Here is a 20,417-nt window from a genome sequence, read left to right as displayed (position 1 = left end):
CTCCTTTCCTTCGTCTTCAATAGAGAAATTCAACTTATTTTTCCTGCAAGCCTTGTATGAGAAGTGAAGCATAAAATCGGCTACCATCCGGCTTCAGATGCACCCCGTCTTTGTAAAAATAATCTTCTTTCCCTTCGCTCGCTGCATACCAATCCACCACTTTTGCATTTTCGAAATCACCTACAACATCCTTGATGTTAGAATTCACGGTATCTTGCCATCCTTTTGGAACTCGGGTTGTTACAACCAAAACTTGTTTAGCTTTGGCAAGGGATGTCAACAAACTACGAAGTTGATCTTTAGAGAAGGGACCGTTGGTTCCAAGTTCTACAATGATGCGGTCTCCCAATTTTCCCTGTGCACTTAATTCTTCAATTAATTTTCTGGCCTGGGACATCTGTCTGCCCACTTTTCCATCAACGGTAACCTTCGGGAGCTTCTCCTTCAGGTAGGGCTCAACTCCAACGATGACCGAATCTCCTATGACCGTAACTCCTTCTCCGTCGATAGACGCTGATTCCGAATGTTTAGTCTCTTTCAATGAATGGATATCATTTTTTGGCTCAGTCTGAGTATGAATTGAAATCTCTTTGGATGATTCAAAAGATTGAATACTTGTTTTTTCTGGTTCGCTATCAGCAGGGGCCTGTGAGTGGAAGCCGAGATATCCCAGGGCGAAAATCAGGAGAGCAAGCCCCCACACCATCAATGCTTTTCGTTGTTTCATTTTTCATTCCATCCTTTCATTCACATATATCTTGGGTATTGTAAGCTATTCATTTTGTTTGAGATGTTCAACCAGTAGAGACGCATAAAATCGAGCTCCCTCTGGGGTTAGATGAACACCATCCTTAGCAAAAAATTCACTCCTGTTTTCACTAGCAGAATACCAATCTATAATTTTCACATTCTGATAGTCATTCGCAACTTCTCTCAAAGCATCATTGACCGTATTCTGCCAACTTTTGGACACCCGTGTAGTTACGAGGTAAAGCTGCTTGTCCTGTAAAGAATCCAGCATGGATCTTAGTTTACTCTTGTTAAAGACCCCATTGGTTCCCAGTTCAATGATGATGTGGTCTCCTAATTTTCCTTTTAACTGTAGTTCATCCACTATCTCTTGAGCACAGGACATCTGTCTGCCGACCAAGCCGTCAACCACAATACCGGGAAGCAACTCTTTCACGTAGGAATCCACATCCAGTGTAAGAGAATCACCGATAAGTGTGATGCTGTTCCCTATATTAGTAGAGTTGACGAAATCATCGTCATGATTTGTTTGCTGATTGTCATTGGTGAATGGTTGATGAAGATCAGTCATTTTCTGATCGTCATTTAGCCCGGTGTTCTGAATGCTCGCCGGTTGAGCCATTTCTGATTGAACCTTGGTTGCATTGGTTATCCAGGAATGAGCGATGAAGAAGGAGATCAGCGTTACACTCAAACCGATCATTGGTTTAAACCGATCATGACGCCGAATAACACGCCATTTAGCCCGGAAATTACCCCTGCGAATCGGTTCTTCAATGTACTTGTACGATAAGACAGACAACAATACAATAATGGCGAGTTGCAGTAAAATTTCTGTAAATCCAAGTCTTTCACTATTTGCATCTGGCCGCATTAAGATAATGACGGGATAGTGCCAAATATAGAGACTATAGGAATGCTTACCGAGCCAAGTTAGTGGTCGACATCCCAAGATTTTGCCTAGATGGCTTCCCGGATGCACCAACACTGCAATAATTACGGCGGTAACCAGGGACAAAGAGAGAAAACCGTACTGGTACAACGAATCCTCATACTCATTCGTACGGTGAATTAGTATAAGTAAAACGAGCAATCCTAGCGCACCAATCATATCAAGCGATATGCGCGCCGCAGGTGAAGTCTTCTCGCTCAGCTTCCAGCTCGGCCATCCGACCGCCAAGGCAGCTCCAATCAGTATGGCGAATGCCCTGGTGTCCGTTCCGTAATAAACTCTGCTAGGATCAGTTCCTGGCACATACATTAGAGTCATCGCCATCGCGGACACAGACACTAATACCAACAAGTACAACAATAACTTTCCACGCCGCGGTGCAAACCTTATGCCGATGAATAGTGCGATGGGCCAAATAACGTAAAACTGTTCCTCGATGGAAAGCGACCATAGATGTCCAATAGGCGAAACTGGACCAAAACTCTCAAAATAGGAAACTTCATGAAATATGAGGAACCAGTTATTCACGTAAAAAACAGAAGATATAAAGTCTCCTTTTAGTGACAGGAGTCTGGTAGGTTCCGTAGCCACTAACCACACTGCAACCAGAATAAGCATGCTTAACATAGCAGGCAACAATCTACGAAACCTTTTCATCCAAAAGTTCCAAATCAATATGCGTTTATTCACTGTCCACTCCATAAGGAGCTGATCTGTAATCAGGTAACCGGATAGGACAAAAAATACTCCTACTCCCAGTAATCCGCCTTGGGCCCACTTCAAATCGAAATGGTAAGCAATGACAGCCAAGACAGAAATGGCTCGTAAACCATCGATTCCAGGCATATAACGCTTCATCGGTTGATCCAATTTCCCACTCATCATGTTTCATTCCTTGTCTGTATATGGGCTATATCTCATTTAATTAATATAATCAGTGAATGTCGCCAAAGTTTGATCAAGATGTAAACAAATTGTCACAACGGACACATCCATGTTGACAAAGAAAAACACCCTTGTTACGGATAATGGTCCGTCACGAGGGTGTTTGGATGAAGTCACACTATTCAAGTTCAATTATGAATGAAGGGCCTTTTGAGTAGTCATTTTGAATGATATTCGGATTCGCAAATGCCTTGGGCCCTTGAATGAACAGACTTGTATTGTCCGAATTCCATTTCATATTCATCGGGATAATACCGTGGTATACGGGCTTGTTGTACAGCACATTTCTCCCTTGCATTTTGCCGACATAGACAACATCTTCATCTTGCAGCGAATAGGCAATAATTTTTTTGTCCTGGGAAAATTCATAAGCATACACTTTTTCCAAAATAACCGACAGTTCGCCGTTTCGCAGATCGTATTCGTACAGTGTGCCGTCCCTTCCCAGAAAAGCAAACTGATCGTTCCCGATCCAGGTAACCTGAATTTCACCAATTTGGCGTTTATATTTGGTTTCAAAGTGATCATCTACCAGTTTGCCAAGCACAATGGTTGTCTTGCGTATATCGGACGCATACATCGTAATCAATGCGCTGCGGCCATCATTAGATACGTGAACGCTAAGCAGTGAGTCGCCTTTCTCGAATTCGTTTAATGCGTAGGGTTTGGAAACCCCTGATTTCGTGTCAATTACCCGCAGGCTGTTCTTGTTGCTATCAACCGAGTCCAGTACCAAACAACTTATATATTGGCTGTTGTCTGACCAGGACATGTCCTGCAAGTACTTCTGACCGCTGGTACTGATCCTGTCGATCTCTGTTTCTTTAATATCCTTCAGTGAAATGACCTTCAAGCTTGCCTCTTTTCTGGTCATGATCATTTCGGCGACATGTTTACCGTCTGGCGAAAGCGATATTCGGGAATTATTCATGTTAATCTCCGTAATGTTTTCGCCTTGTTCAAACGGATAGGCCAAACGTTTTAACATGAAACGTCCAGGCAGGTCCACAGTCTTAAATGAACCAACGATCGAGTCGGTTGAGGACCAACCCAACCAATGGCCCGTATCAGCATTTTCATCTGGCAGGCGATAGATCCTTTTGACCTGAACTGGACTTGAATCCTGTGGGGCTTGTTCCATCTCTTCGCTGTCGGTTATAACAATGGTTTCGCTTTGTACTCCGGTACTGCAGCCTGACAACAGAAGGAGGAGTAGAAAAAGAATCCATAACATCCATCCACCATATTTTTTAGCCATGAGATTTCACTCCCTTAGTCAATTGCAGACCGTTAAATTCGACGGTAACAGTGGTATGGTTATCTTGGTTTACGATGGAGATCGAACCCTCCAATTCATCAACAATGGACTTGACGATACTTAACCCCAGTCCGACGCTGCCCTCTTCCGAATGTTTGGAGTGAACCAAGTAGAATGGTTCAAACATTTTAGAGAGTTGATCTGCATCGATAGGGTCACTTTCATTGTCAATCGTGAAACGGATTTTTCCATTGGTTTGAAGACCCTTTACCGTTATTTCGGAGAAAGCCCAACTGTATTTGATTGCATTGTCCAGCAAGTTAATAAAGAGTTGACGCACTCTGTCTTTCTCGGCCAACACGTATAATTCGTTCTCAATATTTACCGTAATGCTTTTTTTATATCGCCCTGCACGAATGGCCATCGAATCACAAACATCCCGAAGGACAGATCCTGCTTCAATTTCTTCCAGCTCGTAATTCGTCGCTTGACGCCGCGAGACTTCAAGCAACTTCAATACCATAGTATGCAGACGCTTGCTCTCTTCGATGATGTGATTGGTGCCCTTTTCAAAAAACTTCGGATCACGCTCACCGTTGGCCTTGATTAACTCAGCATACCCTAGGATTGAGGTTAACGGGGTTTTGAGTTCATGGGTAATGTTATCGAAGAAACGTTTTTCCTGCTCATGAAGCTCTTTGAGTTGGTCCCGATCCTTTCGGATGATGTTGATCTGTTGGCTGATTTGATCAATCATGTCATTGAAATTTTCGGCAAGTCGACCGATTTCATCCTTTCGTTTAAACTGGATGCGAACGTCCAAATTTCCGTTTTTAACCTCAGAGGAGGCCCGGGCAAGTTTACCAAGCGGAAGCGTGATATGCCTGGATAGAATGTATGAAAACAGAAACGCTGCAGCGAAAATAGCCAACGTAATGTAGAGCGTAATATTCAAAATTCGAATACTTTGTTGGTACAGCAGGGTGAAATCTTTAGAAAATCGCAAAATGCCGACCTTGGATCCATCAATGACAACGGGATAAGAAAACAAAACGGATGTCCGATTCTCATCATAACGAATGTTATATGCTGTCTTGCCATTAATTGCTTCTTCCAAATCGTGTTTCTCCTGCTGCAAGAATGCGGATTTATCCGAAGAAAATAGCAAATCACCCTGTACCGTATAAACGCCGACGCTGTTTCCAGTGGCATGATAAAGGTTCTTCCCCAGTTCCTCGGCCATCTCTCCGAAATACAGCTCATTATTCGAAAAGTGATTAATCAGGAATGCTTGACGGACGTATACGTTACTGTTGTTTTTAAGCCCCACCAACTCGGTCGTAATCAGATTTTGATTGCTTGTTCGAATGAACTCCTTCACCGTTTGATTCAACACGATAAAAGAAATGGAGAAGATTAATAGAAACCCGAGCAGGAATTTAAGGCTGATTCTGCGTATCATGCTCAATCACCTGTTTTCTTAAACTTGTATCCGATCCCGAATACCGTCGCAATACATTCGGTTCCTTCGAGCTTTTTACGAAGTCGTTGGATATGCGTATCGACTGTGCGGGTATCCCCTACAAAATGATATCCCCATACCACGTCAAGCAATTCGGAACGCGTAAAGGTTCTCCCTGGATTTCTGACCAGTGTTATGAGCAGATCATATTCTTTGGGAGTTAGTTCAACGATTTGATTGTTTATTTTCACATATCGTTCACCGAGATTGATTTCAACATTGTGAAAACGAATTACATCTTTCTCAAAACCGTTTTTATCCCCGTGATTTGCTTGCTCAATTCGGCGAAGAATCGTCCGGATTCTAGCAACAACTTCGCGCAGGTCGAACGGCTTCGTTATATAGTCGTCTGCGCCAAATTCAAGGCCCAGGATTTTATCAGTGATATCGGACTTCGCAGTAATCATGAAAATCGGTATGTTATAATCTGCTGTTACCTTTTTACATATATCCAGTCCACTTTGATCAGGCAACATCCAGTCAAGCAGCAAAAGGTCAGGCTGAAACTGCTGCAGTTCGCTCATTCCCGCTGCTCCATTTGAAGCCGATCGCGTTTGAAAGCCCTCCTTGGTAAGGCCGTACGAAAGCAAATCAGCAATCGCAGTATCATCTTCAATAATGAGTATTTTTGCATTGTTCATAGTATTCTCCGCCTCTTTTCTTACTGATGCGAGCAATGTTCACGGCATCGTTTATTAATGTTAACGATTTGTGTAGGATTAATCAAATCAATATGAAAAGGTTGCGAACATTCAATTTTCGGCAAACGAAGTAAATTCGTATACTATACTTAGAATCCGAAATTTGGAGTATAAAAGAAAAAATACGCAAGTTTTAACTGCACATCCAGCTGTTAGAGAGTGTCTAACAATTTGGGGTGCAGTTCAATTTAGCAACTTTCATTACGACCATGTTCTTGTCCCTCGACACTTTTCTTCTGAGTGTGGTAATATGATCCCTCTTCATTGAATCTATAACTATTAATCATTCTCCCTTCACAGTAAAACATAGCACCCGATTAATCTCATTCCCAAATAATATAATATTCGGAAACGTGGTACCGTTACCTAAAAAGGAGCAGCTGCCAAGAGGCAAACTGCTCCATACTGTTTTCAACTAACATTCTCCAGAAGTTCAATTTAGAATGATGTGTAATTAATTTAATGATAAATCTATTCTCTGTTCATCGGAGAGATATTGCAGCCCCCATTTGCACATTTCTTCAAGGATTGGCATGAGAGTTTTACCCTTTGGAGTTAAAGAATATTCCACTTTTAGTGGTGTTTCTGAGTACTCCACCCTTTTGATGCTCCCGCTTTCTTCTAGCTCTTTCAATTGAGAACTCAACACCTTATGTGTGATTCCTAAAATACTTCTCTTGAGTTCACCGTAGCGTAAAAATTTTTGGCATGCTATTTGATACATGATTTTCATTTTCCACTTTCCGCCCAAAACGGTTAACGTGTAGTCAAATGGAGTCAGGAGGTTATGTTTTCCACTAAGTTCGGAATCATTGGTCATCAAGATCACTTCCCTAAATGTAAGTACGCACTTCAAAGTGCGTACTTTATTATTCTTAAAGCACGTGTCTACTCTTAACAGAGTACATAAATATAAAACCGATTTAAACGAGCAAGAAATGTATAAGTTAATGATTGGTTCGGTTGTACCTAGACCAATCGCGTGGGTTTCCTCTAAAAGTAAAGAAGGGATTCTTAATTTAGCTCCCTTTAGTTTTTTTACAATTGCCTCTCGTACCCCACCGACATTATTACTTTCTATTGGACCCGGTGTAGGAGAAAGGGCTGGCACAATTAAGGATACACTTACCAATATTTGTGAGGTTGGTGAGTTTGTCATAATATGGTATCTGAATCATTAGGAAAAGCAATGCAGCGTTCGTCTGCCAATCTAGAAGCGCAGATGAATGAATTTGCGGGCTGTGAAATTCTCCTGTTTATGAATTGTCGGTAATCCAAGATGATGACAAATGGCTTGTAATTTATGAAGCGTAGTTACTTTATTTTAATTACAACCTTACCTTTGGCACTTCCGCCTTGCAGATACGAGAACGCTTGCACCGTCTGATCCAAATGATACATCTTATCAATAACGGGCTTAATGTGGCCGCCTTCAATGAATTCTTTTAGAACCCTTAATTGTCTTCCACTCGGCTTCATAAAAAGGAAATGATATGTTGCATGGTACTTCTTCTCGAGCGCTGTGATCTTACGGCTCACGATAGACAGAATAGCCGTTTTCATCCAACCCAACTTTGCTTCTTTCCCAAATCTTGCGTTTGGCAAGCCAGAGACGGATACGATTTGTCCCCCTGGCTTCAGGACACGGAACGATTTTTCTAAAGCCGCTCCTCCCAGAGTATCAAAAACAGCGTCATATCCAGACAGCAATTCTTCAAAGTTTTCTTTCTTATAATTAATGATCAGATCTGCGCCCAACGATTTGACCAGTTCATATCCTTTATCGCTTGCTGTTGTTGCAACAAAAGCTCCCATCCATTTGGCCAGTTGAATGGCGAACGTTCCCACGCCTCCTGAACCTGCGTGAATCAGAATTTTTTGGCCCTTTTGGAGATGCAGAATATCGGTAAAGGCTTGGTAAGTCGTAAGTCCGACCAATGGAATAGATGCAGCTTCTTCAAAGTTCAGATTCTGCGGCTTTAACCAAATATCTTCCTCGTGTACAGCAATGTATTCCGCCAATGTGCCGATGCGACTCTTTCGTGGTCTGCCATAAACTTCATCACCCGGTTTAAATGCATTCACCCTCTCGCCAACTTTAACGATGACGCCGGAGAAATCATTGCCTAAGATTAGAGGGAACTTGTAATCCAACAGGAGTTTTACTTTCCCCTCTTTAATTTTATAGTCGATTGGATTTAAGCTGGCTGCATGTATCTCCACTAACACATCATATTCACCGATTTGAGGCACTGGTTGATCAGTCATGACGTAGGGGACATTTTTACCGTATTTTTCAATCGTTATTGCTTTCATTTAGTATCACTCCTATTATGGTTATTGGTTTAAACAAATGAACCAATTGAGCAAAAATAATCTTCTCTACAGTATTCCATGTAAGCCTTTGGGTAATCACTGAGGCCACGTGCACTCTGCTTCAATGGCAGTAATCAAGGTTTTGAGTTGTTCGAGCGGTTTGCGGACAGTCAATACATAATAATTTTCGACGCCCTTTTTCTCGGATTGAATAAAACCGGACTGTTTCAGCACCTTCAGATGATGGGAGACAGCCGGTCTGGATAAATTTATATGGCTTGCTATCGCATTTACATTAAGTCCCGATTTGTTCTGTGCCAGCACCATAATAATAGCTTGACGGTTTTCATCGGTCAGCACTTCCAACAGCGGGATCGACTCTTTGAATTGTTGCAGAACTTGCTCGGTTCGCTGGCTCATGCGATCCACCCTTTCCGTTCATTCGTTTAATCATTTAAACATAATTATAAAATATATGCTTTATAAATTCAAACGAAAACAGCTTATCTCGTAAACACCTGCCTGGCTTACATTTTACATTCGAGTTTGTGCTAATATTACGAACAGAGTGCGGTGAGTGAACATAACCACCTGCACTCTGTTTTTTGGTTGCTCAGTAAAGGGTAGGAATCGGAGGGCACGATACAGCATCAATAAAACGCGGATCAATACCATAGAAGTACCAGTATGAACCGCTCCACCTATACCCTGCAACCCCCTCCATATCGACATATGTCGGATAAAACCAGAAGTTCTCACCAGACCTAAGCCAAACATAGGTATACTGGTAAACACAGTCGATGATATAAGAAACAGCGGGTTTCGGCGGGATGAATGAGGGCGGAGACAGCGGTGGTTGTCTCATGGAGTTGTTGTTTCCCATATGAGCCATAACATCACTCCTTGCGGAAGATTTTCAGTATTTGACATGAAATTTTAAATTATCCTATGTAGGTGAATAACCACTTGATTGTACAGATGCCTACCTTTTTTGGAAATTTAGATATTTTGCTAACCCGCCCGTTAGCTTAAAGAAAGTGACAATCACATCCCTTTATACTTTCAGCAAAATAAAGTCTATAACAAAACCCTCCAGCAAATTATGCAGGAGGGTTCATGAAGTACTTAATAAAGCTATTTATTTTCGAATATCAAAACAGTTTGGGGATTCGTCATATATTCTACGGGAGATCCCAGCAGCTCGGACACGAAGCGTACAGGTACAAAAGAACTGTTCTTCTTCAACAGTAATGGCGCATCAAACGAGATTGTTTTACCATTTACGTTTGCTTTCTTTTCATTCACTTTCCAGCGGATCGTAGTGTTGTCTTTGCTGATCGTTACCTCTTGTTTGCTTTGGTTCCATGTTACCTTCGATCCCAATCGCTCTGATACAAATCGAATTGGGACATACGTTCGACTCGATGCAATAAACGGGGCCGCGTTAAGTGCAAAGGAGCTTTCCCCTATGAAGGCCGTTTTACTCCCCATCACTAATCGCTGGGCTTTCCGTTGAGATTTGGGGTAAGCTTCCCCACCAAGCTTATTAAGTAGTTGATACGTTTTGGTCGCACTTCGTACATCCAAGTAGTTTCCGTTTAATTGTAATGCGTATCTTAGCGCACCGGTGTCATAATGGGTATCAAATGCATGATTTCGAATGGGATCCAAGTTCCATACACGGTTATCCGATAAGTATAAGTAATTAAGTTCGTCTAGGGACTTTAAGGGTTCAAGATTGTAAACCAAATTAGAGTTTAGATTCAAGGAAGACAGGTTTGACATTTTTTTCAGTGGATCAAGTTTCTTAATCTGATTGTTCTCCGCGTAAAGAATTCTCATTAACGTCATCCCTTCAAGCGGACTGAGATTCGAAATTCGGTTACTTCCGATGTCAAGGTTGCGAATGTTTGTTAATGATTTGAGTGGCTTGAGGTCGACAATTTTATTGTTGGACAAGTCAAGGTTCGTCAAATTTGAAGCATATTGCAAACCTTGAAGGTTCTTAATTCCTCGATTAGAAAGATCAACAACGGTTAATGATTCCATCTCTTTTTGCGTAATGTCCGCATCTTTATCTTTATTTAATACTTCTCTTATTGCTTGCTCCAACTGTTCGTCCTGGAAACTTACATCTCGGGAAGCCTGCTCCATAGATGCTTCTCCTGGTGAGCTAACCAATAATATCATTACTAATACTAGACTTGAAAAAACCTTGTTCATTTCGCTCATTTCTCTCCTTTTCTACTGGTGTCTAATGATATTGACGTTATAACTGAAAAAGAGTTGCAGCCACCTAGCGATGGCTAATAGTTCCTATCTAACTTGATTTATTATTGCAGCGGGGTGTAATTGATGAGTGTATCCCAATTGGGTGTGGCCACGTTCGCTCTTATCTTTAAGTCAGAAAATGCTTGGTACAACGCAGCCATTTCGTTGGCAGAAACCGCTTTATTGCTTAGCGTAATTCTGCCGATTTGGGTTGCTAGTAAAATTTTGAGCGCAATGTAAATCACCTTGCGATATTTTCGGACAAATTTTTGTTGGTTTGCAGGTGTAATTGAATAACCGTTTTTCACCAACACATTATGACCTTCATCTATTGCATCAATGACGTAATTAAGCAGCCTCTTGTCTTTGGCTGCTTTGCGCAGGTCCCCATTATACGAGACTGCAATGTGATTCAAAGGCAAGATCATCACGAAATGACTTTTTAGCCATTCATCCATATTTGCATAGGTGATCGTTGTATATTTGGTGGATTTTAATGCTTGGTCAATAAGCGATCTCCAGTTTAGCTGTTCTCCCAGTCCGCCGAGAATCAATTTTACCTTTGGACCGTGCAAGCAGTTTACCCGACCGTTCTCTCTCCAACCGGCAAGCTCCTGAAAAGCAAAGGCAACCTTTTTCTCTACGGGGCTATTGGATTCCAAATAATTTCGCATTTCAATGGGGCTTGCATTATTGCCCATAATAATAATATATTTACTTTGATTTTCTGCAAGAACAGGAAGAACTGCGTCGAAATCCGGATATTTCATTACGACAAAGATAAGATCATAAACATCCTTCGGCTTCAATTCACGAATCACGTTTACTTTATCGATCGTGGTTCGGAGTTGAAAGTAATGACGGATCACATTACCGTCCTGTTGTAACTCATCCGCCCTCCGTCCTCTGGCTAACATTGTGACTTCGTTGCCTCCACGTACTAACTCGTGAGCTAAATAACTACCCAATACCCCTGCTCCGTATACCAGTATTCTCATATGTATTCCTCCAATTTGGTTTTTCATAAAAGTTTTTAAATATATGCACAACATATTTAAAAATTATTTGATTTGATTTTATCCTCCATCCAAATGATTCGTCAATATTTTTTTAATTTTCCGGTGTTAAATTTAAAAACATTTTTGAATTGTGCTATATTGACTGTATAAGGGATACGAGACGGAGGAATGTGTAGTGAATAAATTCGAAATAAGGACGCAAAAAAAGAAAACCGCTGTTGTTAATGCGGCATTAAAGCTCTTTAAAGAAAAAGGGTTTGTTCATGTCAGCATAAAAGATATCGCTGCTGAGTCCGGTGTATCTTCCGTATCACTATATAACTACTTCGAAAACAAGGAGGGGATTGTCAAGGAATGCGCAAACGTTTTAATGCAGGATACCCTTCGTATGGCAGAGGAGATCATGAGCCAAGACATTGATTTCAAGGACAAAATCATTCATATCTTTAATATCTGCTCCGATCAGGACTATCAATTGCTGGGTTCTCCGGGCGCCGTAGATGATCATGTGTTATCGAGTCTATATAGTGAAAATACGAATAAAATTAGAATTCATATGCTTCAAGAGCTTATAGAACTTGCGAAACAAGATGGAGCTATTCACTCTTCAATTTCTCTGGAGACGGTTCTCGACTTGTTAAACGCGATTGGGACACTTCAATTATCATGGGCAAGATCAGGGAACTATAAAGAAAAGATGGCCGAGTTGAACCGTTTGTTGTTATTCGGGTTGATTGGTAATGGTAAGTGATTCATATTTAAATGAAAAATCTAATTTGGCCCGCTAACACAACGAAAGCAGCCGATCCTTCAGGTCGGCTGCTTTCGTTTTAGAATTAAGGCAAACCTTAGGCATCACGCCTACGGTACAATACAATGGATGCAGTAATTAATATCAGTGTCCATAACATTAAAATCCCTGTTCCTTGCATTGGTGTAAAGGCATTTGTTCCATCAGGAGAAGGTGGCATATACATATAAGATCCTGCCGTATCCGGAAAAAAGCTTCTAAATTTAGGCAGAAAATCTGTAGTTAAAGGACTAACAACGAAATAATAACCAAGCAGGACAACTAAAGCTGAAGTGGTTCGTCTAAATAAAGACCCCATAGCTGTACTGAGAAGTGAGGTTAATGTTAGGTAGCCTGTTGCCCCTACCAATCCTTCTAGTATTGCGTCTATTTCAAATCCTGCTGATGTATCTCTCATCATTACAAAAGTATATAGCACGCCTGATGCAGCAATAATAAAAGCCGCCGGAATGGTGATTATTGCTAATGCCGTATACTTCGTGGATAATTGAAACCCGCGCCAAGGCATCGTCGTTAAAGTCGTTCGAATCTGTCCACCCGTATACTCCGAACAAGCAGCTAAGATACCAAGAATAATGAACCCTGCTTGAAGATATCCCATAGAAGCAAGACCTATACTCAGTATACCCTGCGTTCCTGCTTCCTCTTGTAGACCAGCAGAAGTAAAAGCTGCAGCTAATAATAAATTGAGAATGAATGTACCCATCAGAGTGATCCATATCCATGGCAATGTAATTAATTTATCTTTTTCAGCACGAAGAATTTTTATTATCTTTCTACTAGATGAGACACTCATGACGCAACGTCCCTTCTATGGAATATAATAGCTGCAACAATGAAAATAACGACTACCCAGGCAAACATGACCAAACCGCCTGTGAACGGAGTGTGGAATCTATCGAATAAACTGCCTGTCGGTGGAGTGTTAGATTTATCGCTCGTAAACATAAACATTTCAAGGCCGGCACGATCTGGTAAGTAAAACGCCAACTTAGAAATCTTAGAAAGCAGGACACTAAATGATACAACGGATGAATTTATCATGAGCACTGTTAGGGGGATGATGCCATTCTTAGTGAGTAAAGTAATCCCAAATGCTAAAAGAGCAGTAAATACCCAGTAACAAACGGCGCCGATCAGTCTAGACCATTCAAATGCAGGGGCATACTCACCAAGTATATAATGCGTTGTTGGCACAATGGTTATCATAGCAACAATACAAAGCAGTATGCTGATCACTGTCACCACGCCTGCTTTTGCCAACAAAAAATGAAACCGGGACTTCACAACAGTTAAACTTGTTGTAATCTGTTGTCCTCCACCCGACTCACTGCTCTCCGTCAGATACTCACTGCTAACCGCAAGCACACCAAGGATGATGACACCTTGTACACCAAAACCAAGTCCAATATAGCCAACTTCCGATAGCCGTGTGCTAACTCCAGCTATGATCTCTTCTTTTTGTGCTAAACTGTCCAAGGCTGCAAAAACAGCAGGGGCAAATGCTCCAATAAGAAAGGCAAGCCAAATGCTTGGAAGAGAGAACAATTTAGATAATTCTGCGTTGAATGCTCTCATACAACGTCACCTGCATGTTCAGATGTCAGGGCAAAAAAGGCTTCCTCCAGCGTCGAATGGTTACTTATGATTTCTTCCAATGTTCCATCTGCAACGATTTTTCCATGATTAATAATCACCGCATCGTCAATAGTCTCTGCAAGCTCTCCCATGAGATGACTGGATAGCAGCACCGTGTTACCAGACGCAGCACGTTCACGTAAGAATGTCCGAATCCAGCGAATTCCTTGGGGGTCTAGCCCATTTACGGGTTCATCCAAGATTAAGATTTTGGGATCACCAAGAAGTGCAGCTGCCATTCCAAGTCTTCTCCCCATACCAAGTGAATAACTTCCAACCCTTTTCCCGGCTGCATTAGTAAGACCTACAATTTCCAGAACTTCCTCGACACGTGAGCTAGACAATCCTGCGGCACGAGCAATCCAACGCAAATGTGCCCGTCCTGTTCGCATACGATGAGCTCCAGACCCATCAAGTGCAGCACCTACTGTTACTAGAGGATTATGTAATTCTGCATATGGCTTGCCATTAATGAGTGCACTTCCTGAGGTGGCTCGATCTAATCCAAGCAGAATGCGAAGCGTAGAGCTTTTACCTGCCCCATTCGGACCTAAAAAACCAGTTACTCTTCCTGGTCTGGCTTTAAAGCTAATACCTGATAAGATTTCTTGAGCTCCGCGATGTTTGACTAAGTTATTTATTGTAAGCAACCATATCACTTCCTTTCTGATATGGCTTTCATTATAAAGGTACAAAGTTACATACCGGTTATCATACTGTTTACTTCTGGGTTAATTTCAGGTTACGATCACGATTTACCAATAACTACTCTCGTGCCATTTTCATTTGATGTAAAATCAGCCTTGAGTTTCATTTTTTGTAACATATAATGACAAGTCGATAAGCCAATCCCTGCCCCACGATCATAGGAGGAGTTATCCATACCTGGACCTCTGTCTGCAACAATGATCTGTTCTTTTTCTACATCCACCACAATGTTTGCGTATTTCCCCTCTGCTGCATGACGCAGAATATTCTGAAATAAATTATCCAGAATCCGAGTCATCCATTGAGGGTCTGCTTCCCAATAAAAAGTTGCGTCTCCTGGTAAATCAACATCGAGTTGAATTTCTTTTTCTTCAAATACGGGGTACCACGCAGCAACAGATGCTCTAACTAAGCGTCCAATATCTGTTGAAACGGGTACAAAAGGATGTTTCCCCGATGTAAGCAATGTATAGGTAAGTAAATCATCCATTAGGTCCCCGACTCGTGAAATCGTATGGTTGATCTCTGTTAAGGAGTTTTGTCCTTCTTGACTCAAGGATTCGTGATTTAATCTGGTAACATGTCCTCTTAAAATGGTAAGTGGCGTTCGTAAATCGTGAGATAAATTCGCAATGAGCCGATGTCGTAACAATTCCTCTTCATATGCTCGTTTGCGGCTGCCTTCCAGCTGCTGAATCATCCAATTAAAAGAACTTCCTAACTGGTCTATCTCATCCATACGATCCGCTTGAACAGATATGGGTTTAGGAAATGAGGTATTCTTAGCTGAAAATGACATGACTTCCTGTAAGCTGATGAGACGTTTACGAAGTTTCAAAAAGAACAGCCAAGATAAGATAACGAATGCGATCAGAATAAAACCAAAAAATAGCACGGTAACGTAGAACAAATTTAACGTATTTAGATCTTTTTTATGGATTTCAGAAAATCCAATAAATGCACTGAAGATAATGAGTATCATTGGAGGAAAAAAGATAAATAGAAAATGTACTTTCAGAAAACGACGAAATAATGATCTATTCTGTTTCATAGTTTCACCCGATAGCCTATTCCCTTCAACGTTTCAATAATCTCCGGGGAATCTGGATGACGTTCCAGCTTTTGGCGCAGCCTGTGGATATGTACCATCAGTGTTTTATCACCTGTTATGTAGGTTTCGTTCCAAATCGCTTCATAAATTTGTTCTTTTGGCAAAACTTGATTAGGGTGTCGTAAGAAGTACATTAAGATTTGATGCTGTTTCCCTGTTAGTATAATTTCTTCGCCTGTGCGTTTGTCATATACCATTTGGGCTTCCGGGTCTACTTCAATCTGATTTCCTAGTGAAATACGTTCGGAATGTGTTCCACCCCTTCGACGGATTAACACTTCCAATCTTGCAACCAATTCATCCGTATGGAATGGTTTCGTTACATAGTCATCAGCAAATTGTAAACCATCTACCTTGTCATCAATCGATGTTCGAGCAGATAACAGCAAGATAGGAACAGCAGGAGCTGCCTTTTTTAATCGTTTCCCCACCGTAAATCCGTCTAAACCGGGTAACATGATATCCAAAATAACGACATTATGCTGATTTACTTCATTTTCGGCTCCTTCACCAGAAAGCAGCCACTGAACCGAATATCCTCGCTGTTCCAATTCTTCTTTTACCCAACTGCCTATCTTTTCATTATCTTCAATATATAACACGCTTCTTTTCAAGTAACATCCCTCTCTCTAAATAGAGTTCACTATTAGACAGATTAACACACAATTAAAAAAATGGTTTCCCTATTCTACTGCCCCAGTTGCGCCGATTCGAAGGTTAACCTCTACTTGAAATTTAGCTCGGGCGAGCTCTTCCACCCAGTTATCCTGGGCGGCCTTGTATATAGGATAATGATATGCTCTTGCATACAGGCCGAAGCCTACCGGGTCAATTTTGTGCTGCTGAAATTTACCGATGAGTTTCTCAATGCTTTTCTTCATTTCGTCGCTTAAATCACTCGCCATTTTCTCGGAATTCTCCAGAAGCTCATATTCAAGAAACTTTTCGGTAATGCTGACAAACGAGTTGATCTTAATGTTGTAGTGGAACCTGCCATCTTCATATGAAGTTTTAATCTTCACAGAAATGTTCCCTATGCTAAAACTCACCAAATCGGTGTTAAAAGGCAACCGTTCCTGCATCCCCTCTATAGGAAAAGTGAGGCTGACTCCGGGTTTAGATTCTTTCTTTAAAATTTGCAGAAGTGAGGTTTCTTGATAGCTTAGCGAATCCCGGTACTGGCCTTCTTGAGATAGCAGCGTCGTGCCCTTGAGCAATATCTTACCATTCTCAATCATGATCTCCGAGATGGCAGGGGTTATTGCACGGTCATGCAATTGTCTATGAAGCTCTTGCTCCGTCGTTTTTACCGTTGTTGACCTTCTGCTTCCCGAATCGATCAGCCCTCTTAAAAACACAGAAGTCGTTGGCTGATCCTTTGCTTGAAAATGAATGATATCGGTAACGGGACCATCATAAGCAATGACGCGGTCAGTGATCGTATTGCGAGGGTCGCGGAACGTAACATCCAGCACTTTAAACCAATCCTTATATTGAAGCAGCTTCTTCCCCACAATGATCACCTGGTAATTGCGAAAGGCAACGGTCCCCGGAAACTGGGCGTCTTCCTGATTTCTTGCCTGTCTTAAACCTTCTGCTATTCCTTCCCCTTCCCGACTTTTCTTCTTAATGTCTTTGCTGAATACCGGTGCTGACAAATAATAATGAAGCTTTCCGTCTATGACGTCCAGACCGAGGGCTAAAGGTACAGTTGCATCTTCAAGATTGTTTTTGTCACTGCTGCAGCTTATCAGTGCAAGCAGCAGCGTGCAGCTCATTACGACAGCAGAGAATTTTTTGAACCATCTCATGATCGCCTCCCCCCTCTTACCTTTTTGGCGATGGCCATATACAGAAGAAGGCATACAGGCAAAGCAAATTCCATCACAAAACCAGTGAGGCTTAGGAAGTTATTAACTCGAGCAGCATCGATAAAGCTGGGCTTATAGATGAAAAAACTAACCGCAACTGCGAAACACCACACAACAAGACTCCCTCTTTCTCCACCCCTTCCTAATAGCCATGCCGAATTCATGGATACAAGATGCATGGAAGGGATCCATACGCAAGAGAACACAAACAGATAAAATGCAATGAATGGAACTTCCACCCGCTCGATAAACTGAAGTTCGATCGACTTCATGATGCTGATAACAGGATCATTGAATTCGCCGATTTCATCAGGACTGAAATACACAAAACACACAAGAGTAATACCCAAATATACAAGGCAAGTGAGCGTATTCGATATCACCATAGCTTTCAAAGCTTTTTCTTTATTAACGAGATGGGGGTAAATAAAGAACACGAGACCGATGCCCAGCATCGGAAAGAAAATGATTTTTACGGTTGAAAGCACCGGAAGCCAGCCCTCTTTTAAGACAGGCAGCAAATAGAGCCAGCGAGCATGGCGAAGCGTAGACAAATAAACGAAAGGAATCCATATGGAGATAAGCGTTACAATTTCACAATACCGTCCGATTGCCTGAAACCCATGCTGGGCAATTTGATACGTAGGTATGAGCAGGAGCAGTACTATAACATAGATATACGTGCTGGGCAATAACCAAAGTTTCATGACAAGCGAAGCGATCATAAAGCCGTCATAAGCCAGTAACAAATAATAGGCCATAAATATGAAAGCAGCCATTTTAGATGCCCAGACTCCCATATAACGCTGTATCAACTCTAGTATCGAACCGTTTGGACTGTTCTTCATCAACTTAACGAGCGCTACGGATGCCAATGTTGCCATTCCCCAGCCAAAAAAAATCGCGATCCAACCATCCGTTCCCGCTTGCCTAGCCAGTTCTCGAGGGAGGGATAGAAAGGCTACGCTGATTTGAAAAGCCGAAACCATCAGTGTGAATTGTAGCGTGGATACCGGACGAGTCGTCTTCATCTCTTATTTCTTCTCCTTCCAGCCTCGGTTCCTTCCTTGTCGTCTTTCTTGGATTGTTCTTGTACTTAAGGGACGGTTGGACATCAGCCAAAGCGGCATGCGCAGAAAGGTATCCTTCCAGTCTGGAGCTTTAAATGGTGCAAGCGGTGTACTGTAGGAGGTATCCAGCGAATTCAGCGTAATGAGTCTCGCCGTGATGGTCATCATGCCAACGACCAGGCCAATGAAACCGAACCAAGTCGCAAGAACCATGATCATGAACCGCATGATACGGACCGCAGCCATCATGTCTTGATTCGGGATAATAAAAGAGGAGATGGCCGTAAAAGCAACTACGATCACCATGACATTGCTGATCAGCCCTGCTTGCACTACAGCCTGTCCGATCACGATACCGCCGACGATCCCTACAGTCTGTCCGATCGGCGCAGGAAGCCGAACTCCCGCTTCCCGTAACATCTCAAGGGTAATTTCCATAATAATCGCCTCCACGAATGGAGGAAACGGAACTTGTCCCCGTGATTCGCCAAGTGTCAGCAGCAGTTTCATGGGTATGATTTCAAAATGATAGGAGATGACCGATATATAAAATCCGGGCAAAAAGATAGCGATAAAAAACGCAAATATTCGCAGAATGCGAAGGAAAGACGATATCGACCAGCGAGAGCTGTAATCATCCACAGTTTGAAAAAAAGACATGAAAGTTACAGGCGCTACCAAAACACTGGGCGAACCGTCAACGACAACGACGCAGCGGCCTTGTAATATATGAGAAGCTGCCGTGTCCGGCCTTTCGGTCGTAAGGATCTGTGGAAATAGTGCAAGGGGCTGGTCTTCAATGAATTCTGCCAGCTCACCTGTATTAATAATGGCATCTACATCAATGGCTAGTATTCGTTCCTCGAACACCTGAATAATCTCTGGCTCTACAACATCTTCCAAATAAACCAAAGAAACCGCCGTTTGTCCCCTTTTCCCAACGATATAACGCCGCAGCTTCAGCTCTTTATCCGGGATATAACGACGGATCATGGCAATATTCTGAGAGCCGATTTCAATGAATCCTTGATGTGCACCTTTCAGTGAGGGCTCCTGCTGCGGATCTTCAATCGCGCGCTTTGGCAGTCCCTTCGTATCCAATATAGAAGCAGTGGATCGGCCTTCGATGAAGAGCAAGCTGTTACCGAGCATAATGTTCAGCTTGAGCACATCCCACTTGGACTCCGGTATTACATAACCTACATTTGTGACGAAGTCTCCGGAAGGGTTCCCCGATTCAAGTTGAAGCGGTGCGAGAACGTCTTGATTGAGACAAGTCTTGTCGGTTAATTCGTCCATGTATACGAGAGCCGCTTCTTCCCCAGTTTGTTTAATATGCAGCTTACGTATGATCAAGTCGGGTGTGTCACTGAAGTCTTCTTCAATTCTGTCTATAGATTCTTTTATGTGTGTGGTAATGTGTTCCCCTTGCCCGAAATTGGCTGATCGCTCCTTCACTATCCATTTGCCCCCT

Annotated in this window: 19 protein-coding genes; 1 reads left to right on the top strand and 18 read right to left on the bottom strand. The window is 42.1% G+C overall.

The window, feature by feature from the left end; all coding sequences use genetic code 11:
* Positions 1–34: 34 nt before the first annotated feature.
* From ABEQ74_RS11820 to ABEQ74_RS11775, 10 genes are all read right to left on the bottom strand, one after another.
* On the bottom strand, positions 35–727 hold the full coding sequence (locus tag ABEQ74_RS11820; protein WP_430122379.1) for an SGNH/GDSL hydrolase family protein: 693 nt from the start codon (positions 725–727) through the stop codon (positions 35–37).
* Between the two features lie 45 nt (positions 728–772).
* The gene (locus ABEQ74_RS11815; protein WP_430122378.1) at positions 773–2,584 is read right to left on the bottom strand and encodes an acyltransferase family protein; all 1,812 of its coding nucleotides are present in this window, start codon (positions 2,582–2,584) and stop codon (positions 773–775) included.
* A gap of 181 nt (positions 2,585–2,765) precedes the next feature.
* Positions 2,766–3,905: a hypothetical protein gene (locus ABEQ74_RS11810; RefSeq protein WP_430122377.1), complete on the bottom strand. Its 1,140-nt coding sequence runs from the start codon at positions 3,903–3,905 to the stop codon at positions 2,766–2,768.
* Positions 3,898–5,367 (bottom strand): ATP-binding protein, encoded by a 1,470-nt coding sequence (locus ABEQ74_RS11805; protein ID WP_430122376.1) that lies wholly within the window; start codon positions 5,365–5,367, stop codon positions 3,898–3,900. The genes ABEQ74_RS11810 and ABEQ74_RS11805 overlap by 8 nt, the downstream gene beginning before the upstream one ends.
* A gap of 2 nt (positions 5,368–5,369) precedes the next feature.
* Positions 5,370–6,068 carry a response regulator gene (locus ABEQ74_RS11800; protein WP_430122375.1) on the bottom strand — a complete coding sequence of 233 codons (699 nt, stop codon included), beginning with the start codon at positions 6,066–6,068 and terminating at the stop codon, positions 5,370–5,372.
* A gap of 514 nt (positions 6,069–6,582) precedes the next feature.
* Positions 6,583–6,948 (bottom strand): winged helix-turn-helix transcriptional regulator, encoded by a 366-nt coding sequence (locus ABEQ74_RS11795; protein ID WP_430122374.1) that lies wholly within the window; start codon positions 6,946–6,948, stop codon positions 6,583–6,585.
* A gap of 494 nt (positions 6,949–7,442) precedes the next feature.
* Positions 7,443–8,444 carry an NADP-dependent oxidoreductase gene (locus tag ABEQ74_RS11790; RefSeq protein ID WP_430122373.1) on the bottom strand — a complete coding sequence of 334 codons (1,002 nt, stop codon included), beginning with the start codon at positions 8,442–8,444 and terminating at the stop codon, positions 7,443–7,445.
* A gap of 96 nt (positions 8,445–8,540) precedes the next feature.
* Positions 8,541–8,864, bottom strand: coding sequence for an ArsR/SmtB family transcription factor (locus ABEQ74_RS11785; RefSeq protein ID WP_430122372.1), 324 nt, complete (start codon positions 8,862–8,864; stop codon positions 8,541–8,543).
* A 714-nt stretch (positions 8,865–9,578) separates the two neighbouring features.
* Positions 9,579–10,667, bottom strand: coding sequence for a stalk domain-containing protein (locus ABEQ74_RS11780; protein WP_430122371.1), 1,089 nt, complete (start codon positions 10,665–10,667; stop codon positions 9,579–9,581).
* 110 nt (positions 10,668–10,777) lie between these two features.
* Entirely contained in the window at positions 10,778–11,713 is a 936-nt protein-coding gene (locus ABEQ74_RS11775) for a ketopantoate reductase family protein (protein WP_430122370.1), read from the bottom strand.
* A gap of 196 nt (positions 11,714–11,909) precedes the next feature.
* On the opposite strand from ABEQ74_RS11775, the gene ABEQ74_RS11770 reads away from it, so the two are divergent.
* Positions 11,910–12,485 carry a TetR/AcrR family transcriptional regulator gene (locus ABEQ74_RS11770; RefSeq protein ID WP_430122369.1) on the top strand — a complete coding sequence of 192 codons (576 nt, stop codon included), beginning with the start codon at positions 11,910–11,912 and terminating at the stop codon, positions 12,483–12,485.
* Positions 12,486–12,582: 97 nt separating this feature from the next.
* Here ABEQ74_RS11770 and ABEQ74_RS11765 read toward each other — a convergent pair whose 3' ends face one another.
* The 8 genes from ABEQ74_RS11765 to ABEQ74_RS11730 all read right to left on the bottom strand — a co-directional run bounded on the left by ABEQ74_RS11765 (position 12,583) and on the right by ABEQ74_RS11730 (position 20,404).
* The gene (locus ABEQ74_RS11765) at positions 12,583–13,341 is read right to left on the bottom strand and encodes an ABC transporter permease (protein ID WP_430122368.1); all 759 of its coding nucleotides are present in this window, start codon (positions 13,339–13,341) and stop codon (positions 12,583–12,585) included.
* A complete protein-coding gene (locus tag ABEQ74_RS11760; RefSeq protein WP_430122367.1) occupies positions 13,338–14,123 on the bottom strand; it encodes an ABC transporter permease in 786 nt (261 codons plus the stop codon). The genes ABEQ74_RS11765 and ABEQ74_RS11760 overlap by 4 nt, the downstream gene beginning before the upstream one ends.
* Positions 14,120–14,842 carry an ABC transporter ATP-binding protein gene (locus ABEQ74_RS11755; protein ID WP_430122366.1) on the bottom strand — a complete coding sequence of 241 codons (723 nt, stop codon included), beginning with the start codon at positions 14,840–14,842 and terminating at the stop codon, positions 14,120–14,122. The genes ABEQ74_RS11760 and ABEQ74_RS11755 overlap by 4 nt, the downstream gene beginning before the upstream one ends.
* Before the next feature lie 89 nt (positions 14,843–14,931).
* Positions 14,932–15,942, bottom strand: a complete 1,011-nt coding sequence (locus ABEQ74_RS11750) for a sensor histidine kinase (protein ID WP_430122365.1) — start codon at positions 15,940–15,942, stop codon at positions 14,932–14,934.
* Positions 15,939–16,616, bottom strand: a complete 678-nt coding sequence (locus ABEQ74_RS11745) for a response regulator transcription factor (RefSeq protein WP_430122364.1) — start codon at positions 16,614–16,616, stop codon at positions 15,939–15,941. Before ABEQ74_RS11745 ends, ABEQ74_RS11750 begins: the two co-directional genes overlap by 4 nt.
* 69 nt (positions 16,617–16,685) lie before the next feature.
* Positions 16,686–17,813 carry a Ger(x)C family spore germination protein gene (locus ABEQ74_RS11740; protein WP_430122363.1) on the bottom strand — a complete coding sequence of 376 codons (1,128 nt, stop codon included), beginning with the start codon at positions 17,811–17,813 and terminating at the stop codon, positions 16,686–16,688.
* Positions 17,810–18,904 carry a GerAB/ArcD/ProY family transporter gene (locus ABEQ74_RS11735; RefSeq protein ID WP_430122362.1) on the bottom strand — a complete coding sequence of 365 codons (1,095 nt, stop codon included), beginning with the start codon at positions 18,902–18,904 and terminating at the stop codon, positions 17,810–17,812. Before ABEQ74_RS11735 ends, ABEQ74_RS11740 begins: the two co-directional genes overlap by 4 nt.
* Before the next feature lie 3 nt (positions 18,905–18,907).
* A complete protein-coding gene (locus ABEQ74_RS11730; protein WP_430122566.1) occupies positions 18,908–20,404 on the bottom strand; it encodes a spore germination protein in 1,497 nt (498 codons plus the stop codon).
* Between the last annotated feature and the right edge of the window lie 13 nt (positions 20,405–20,417).

This window comes from Paenibacillus solani (assembly GCF_050475945.1).
In the GTDB taxonomy this organism is placed as follows: Bacteria; Bacillota; Bacilli; order Paenibacillales; family Paenibacillaceae; genus Paenibacillus_AQ; species Paenibacillus_AQ solani_A.
This window is presented reverse-complemented; position numbering and strand designations above follow the sequence as displayed.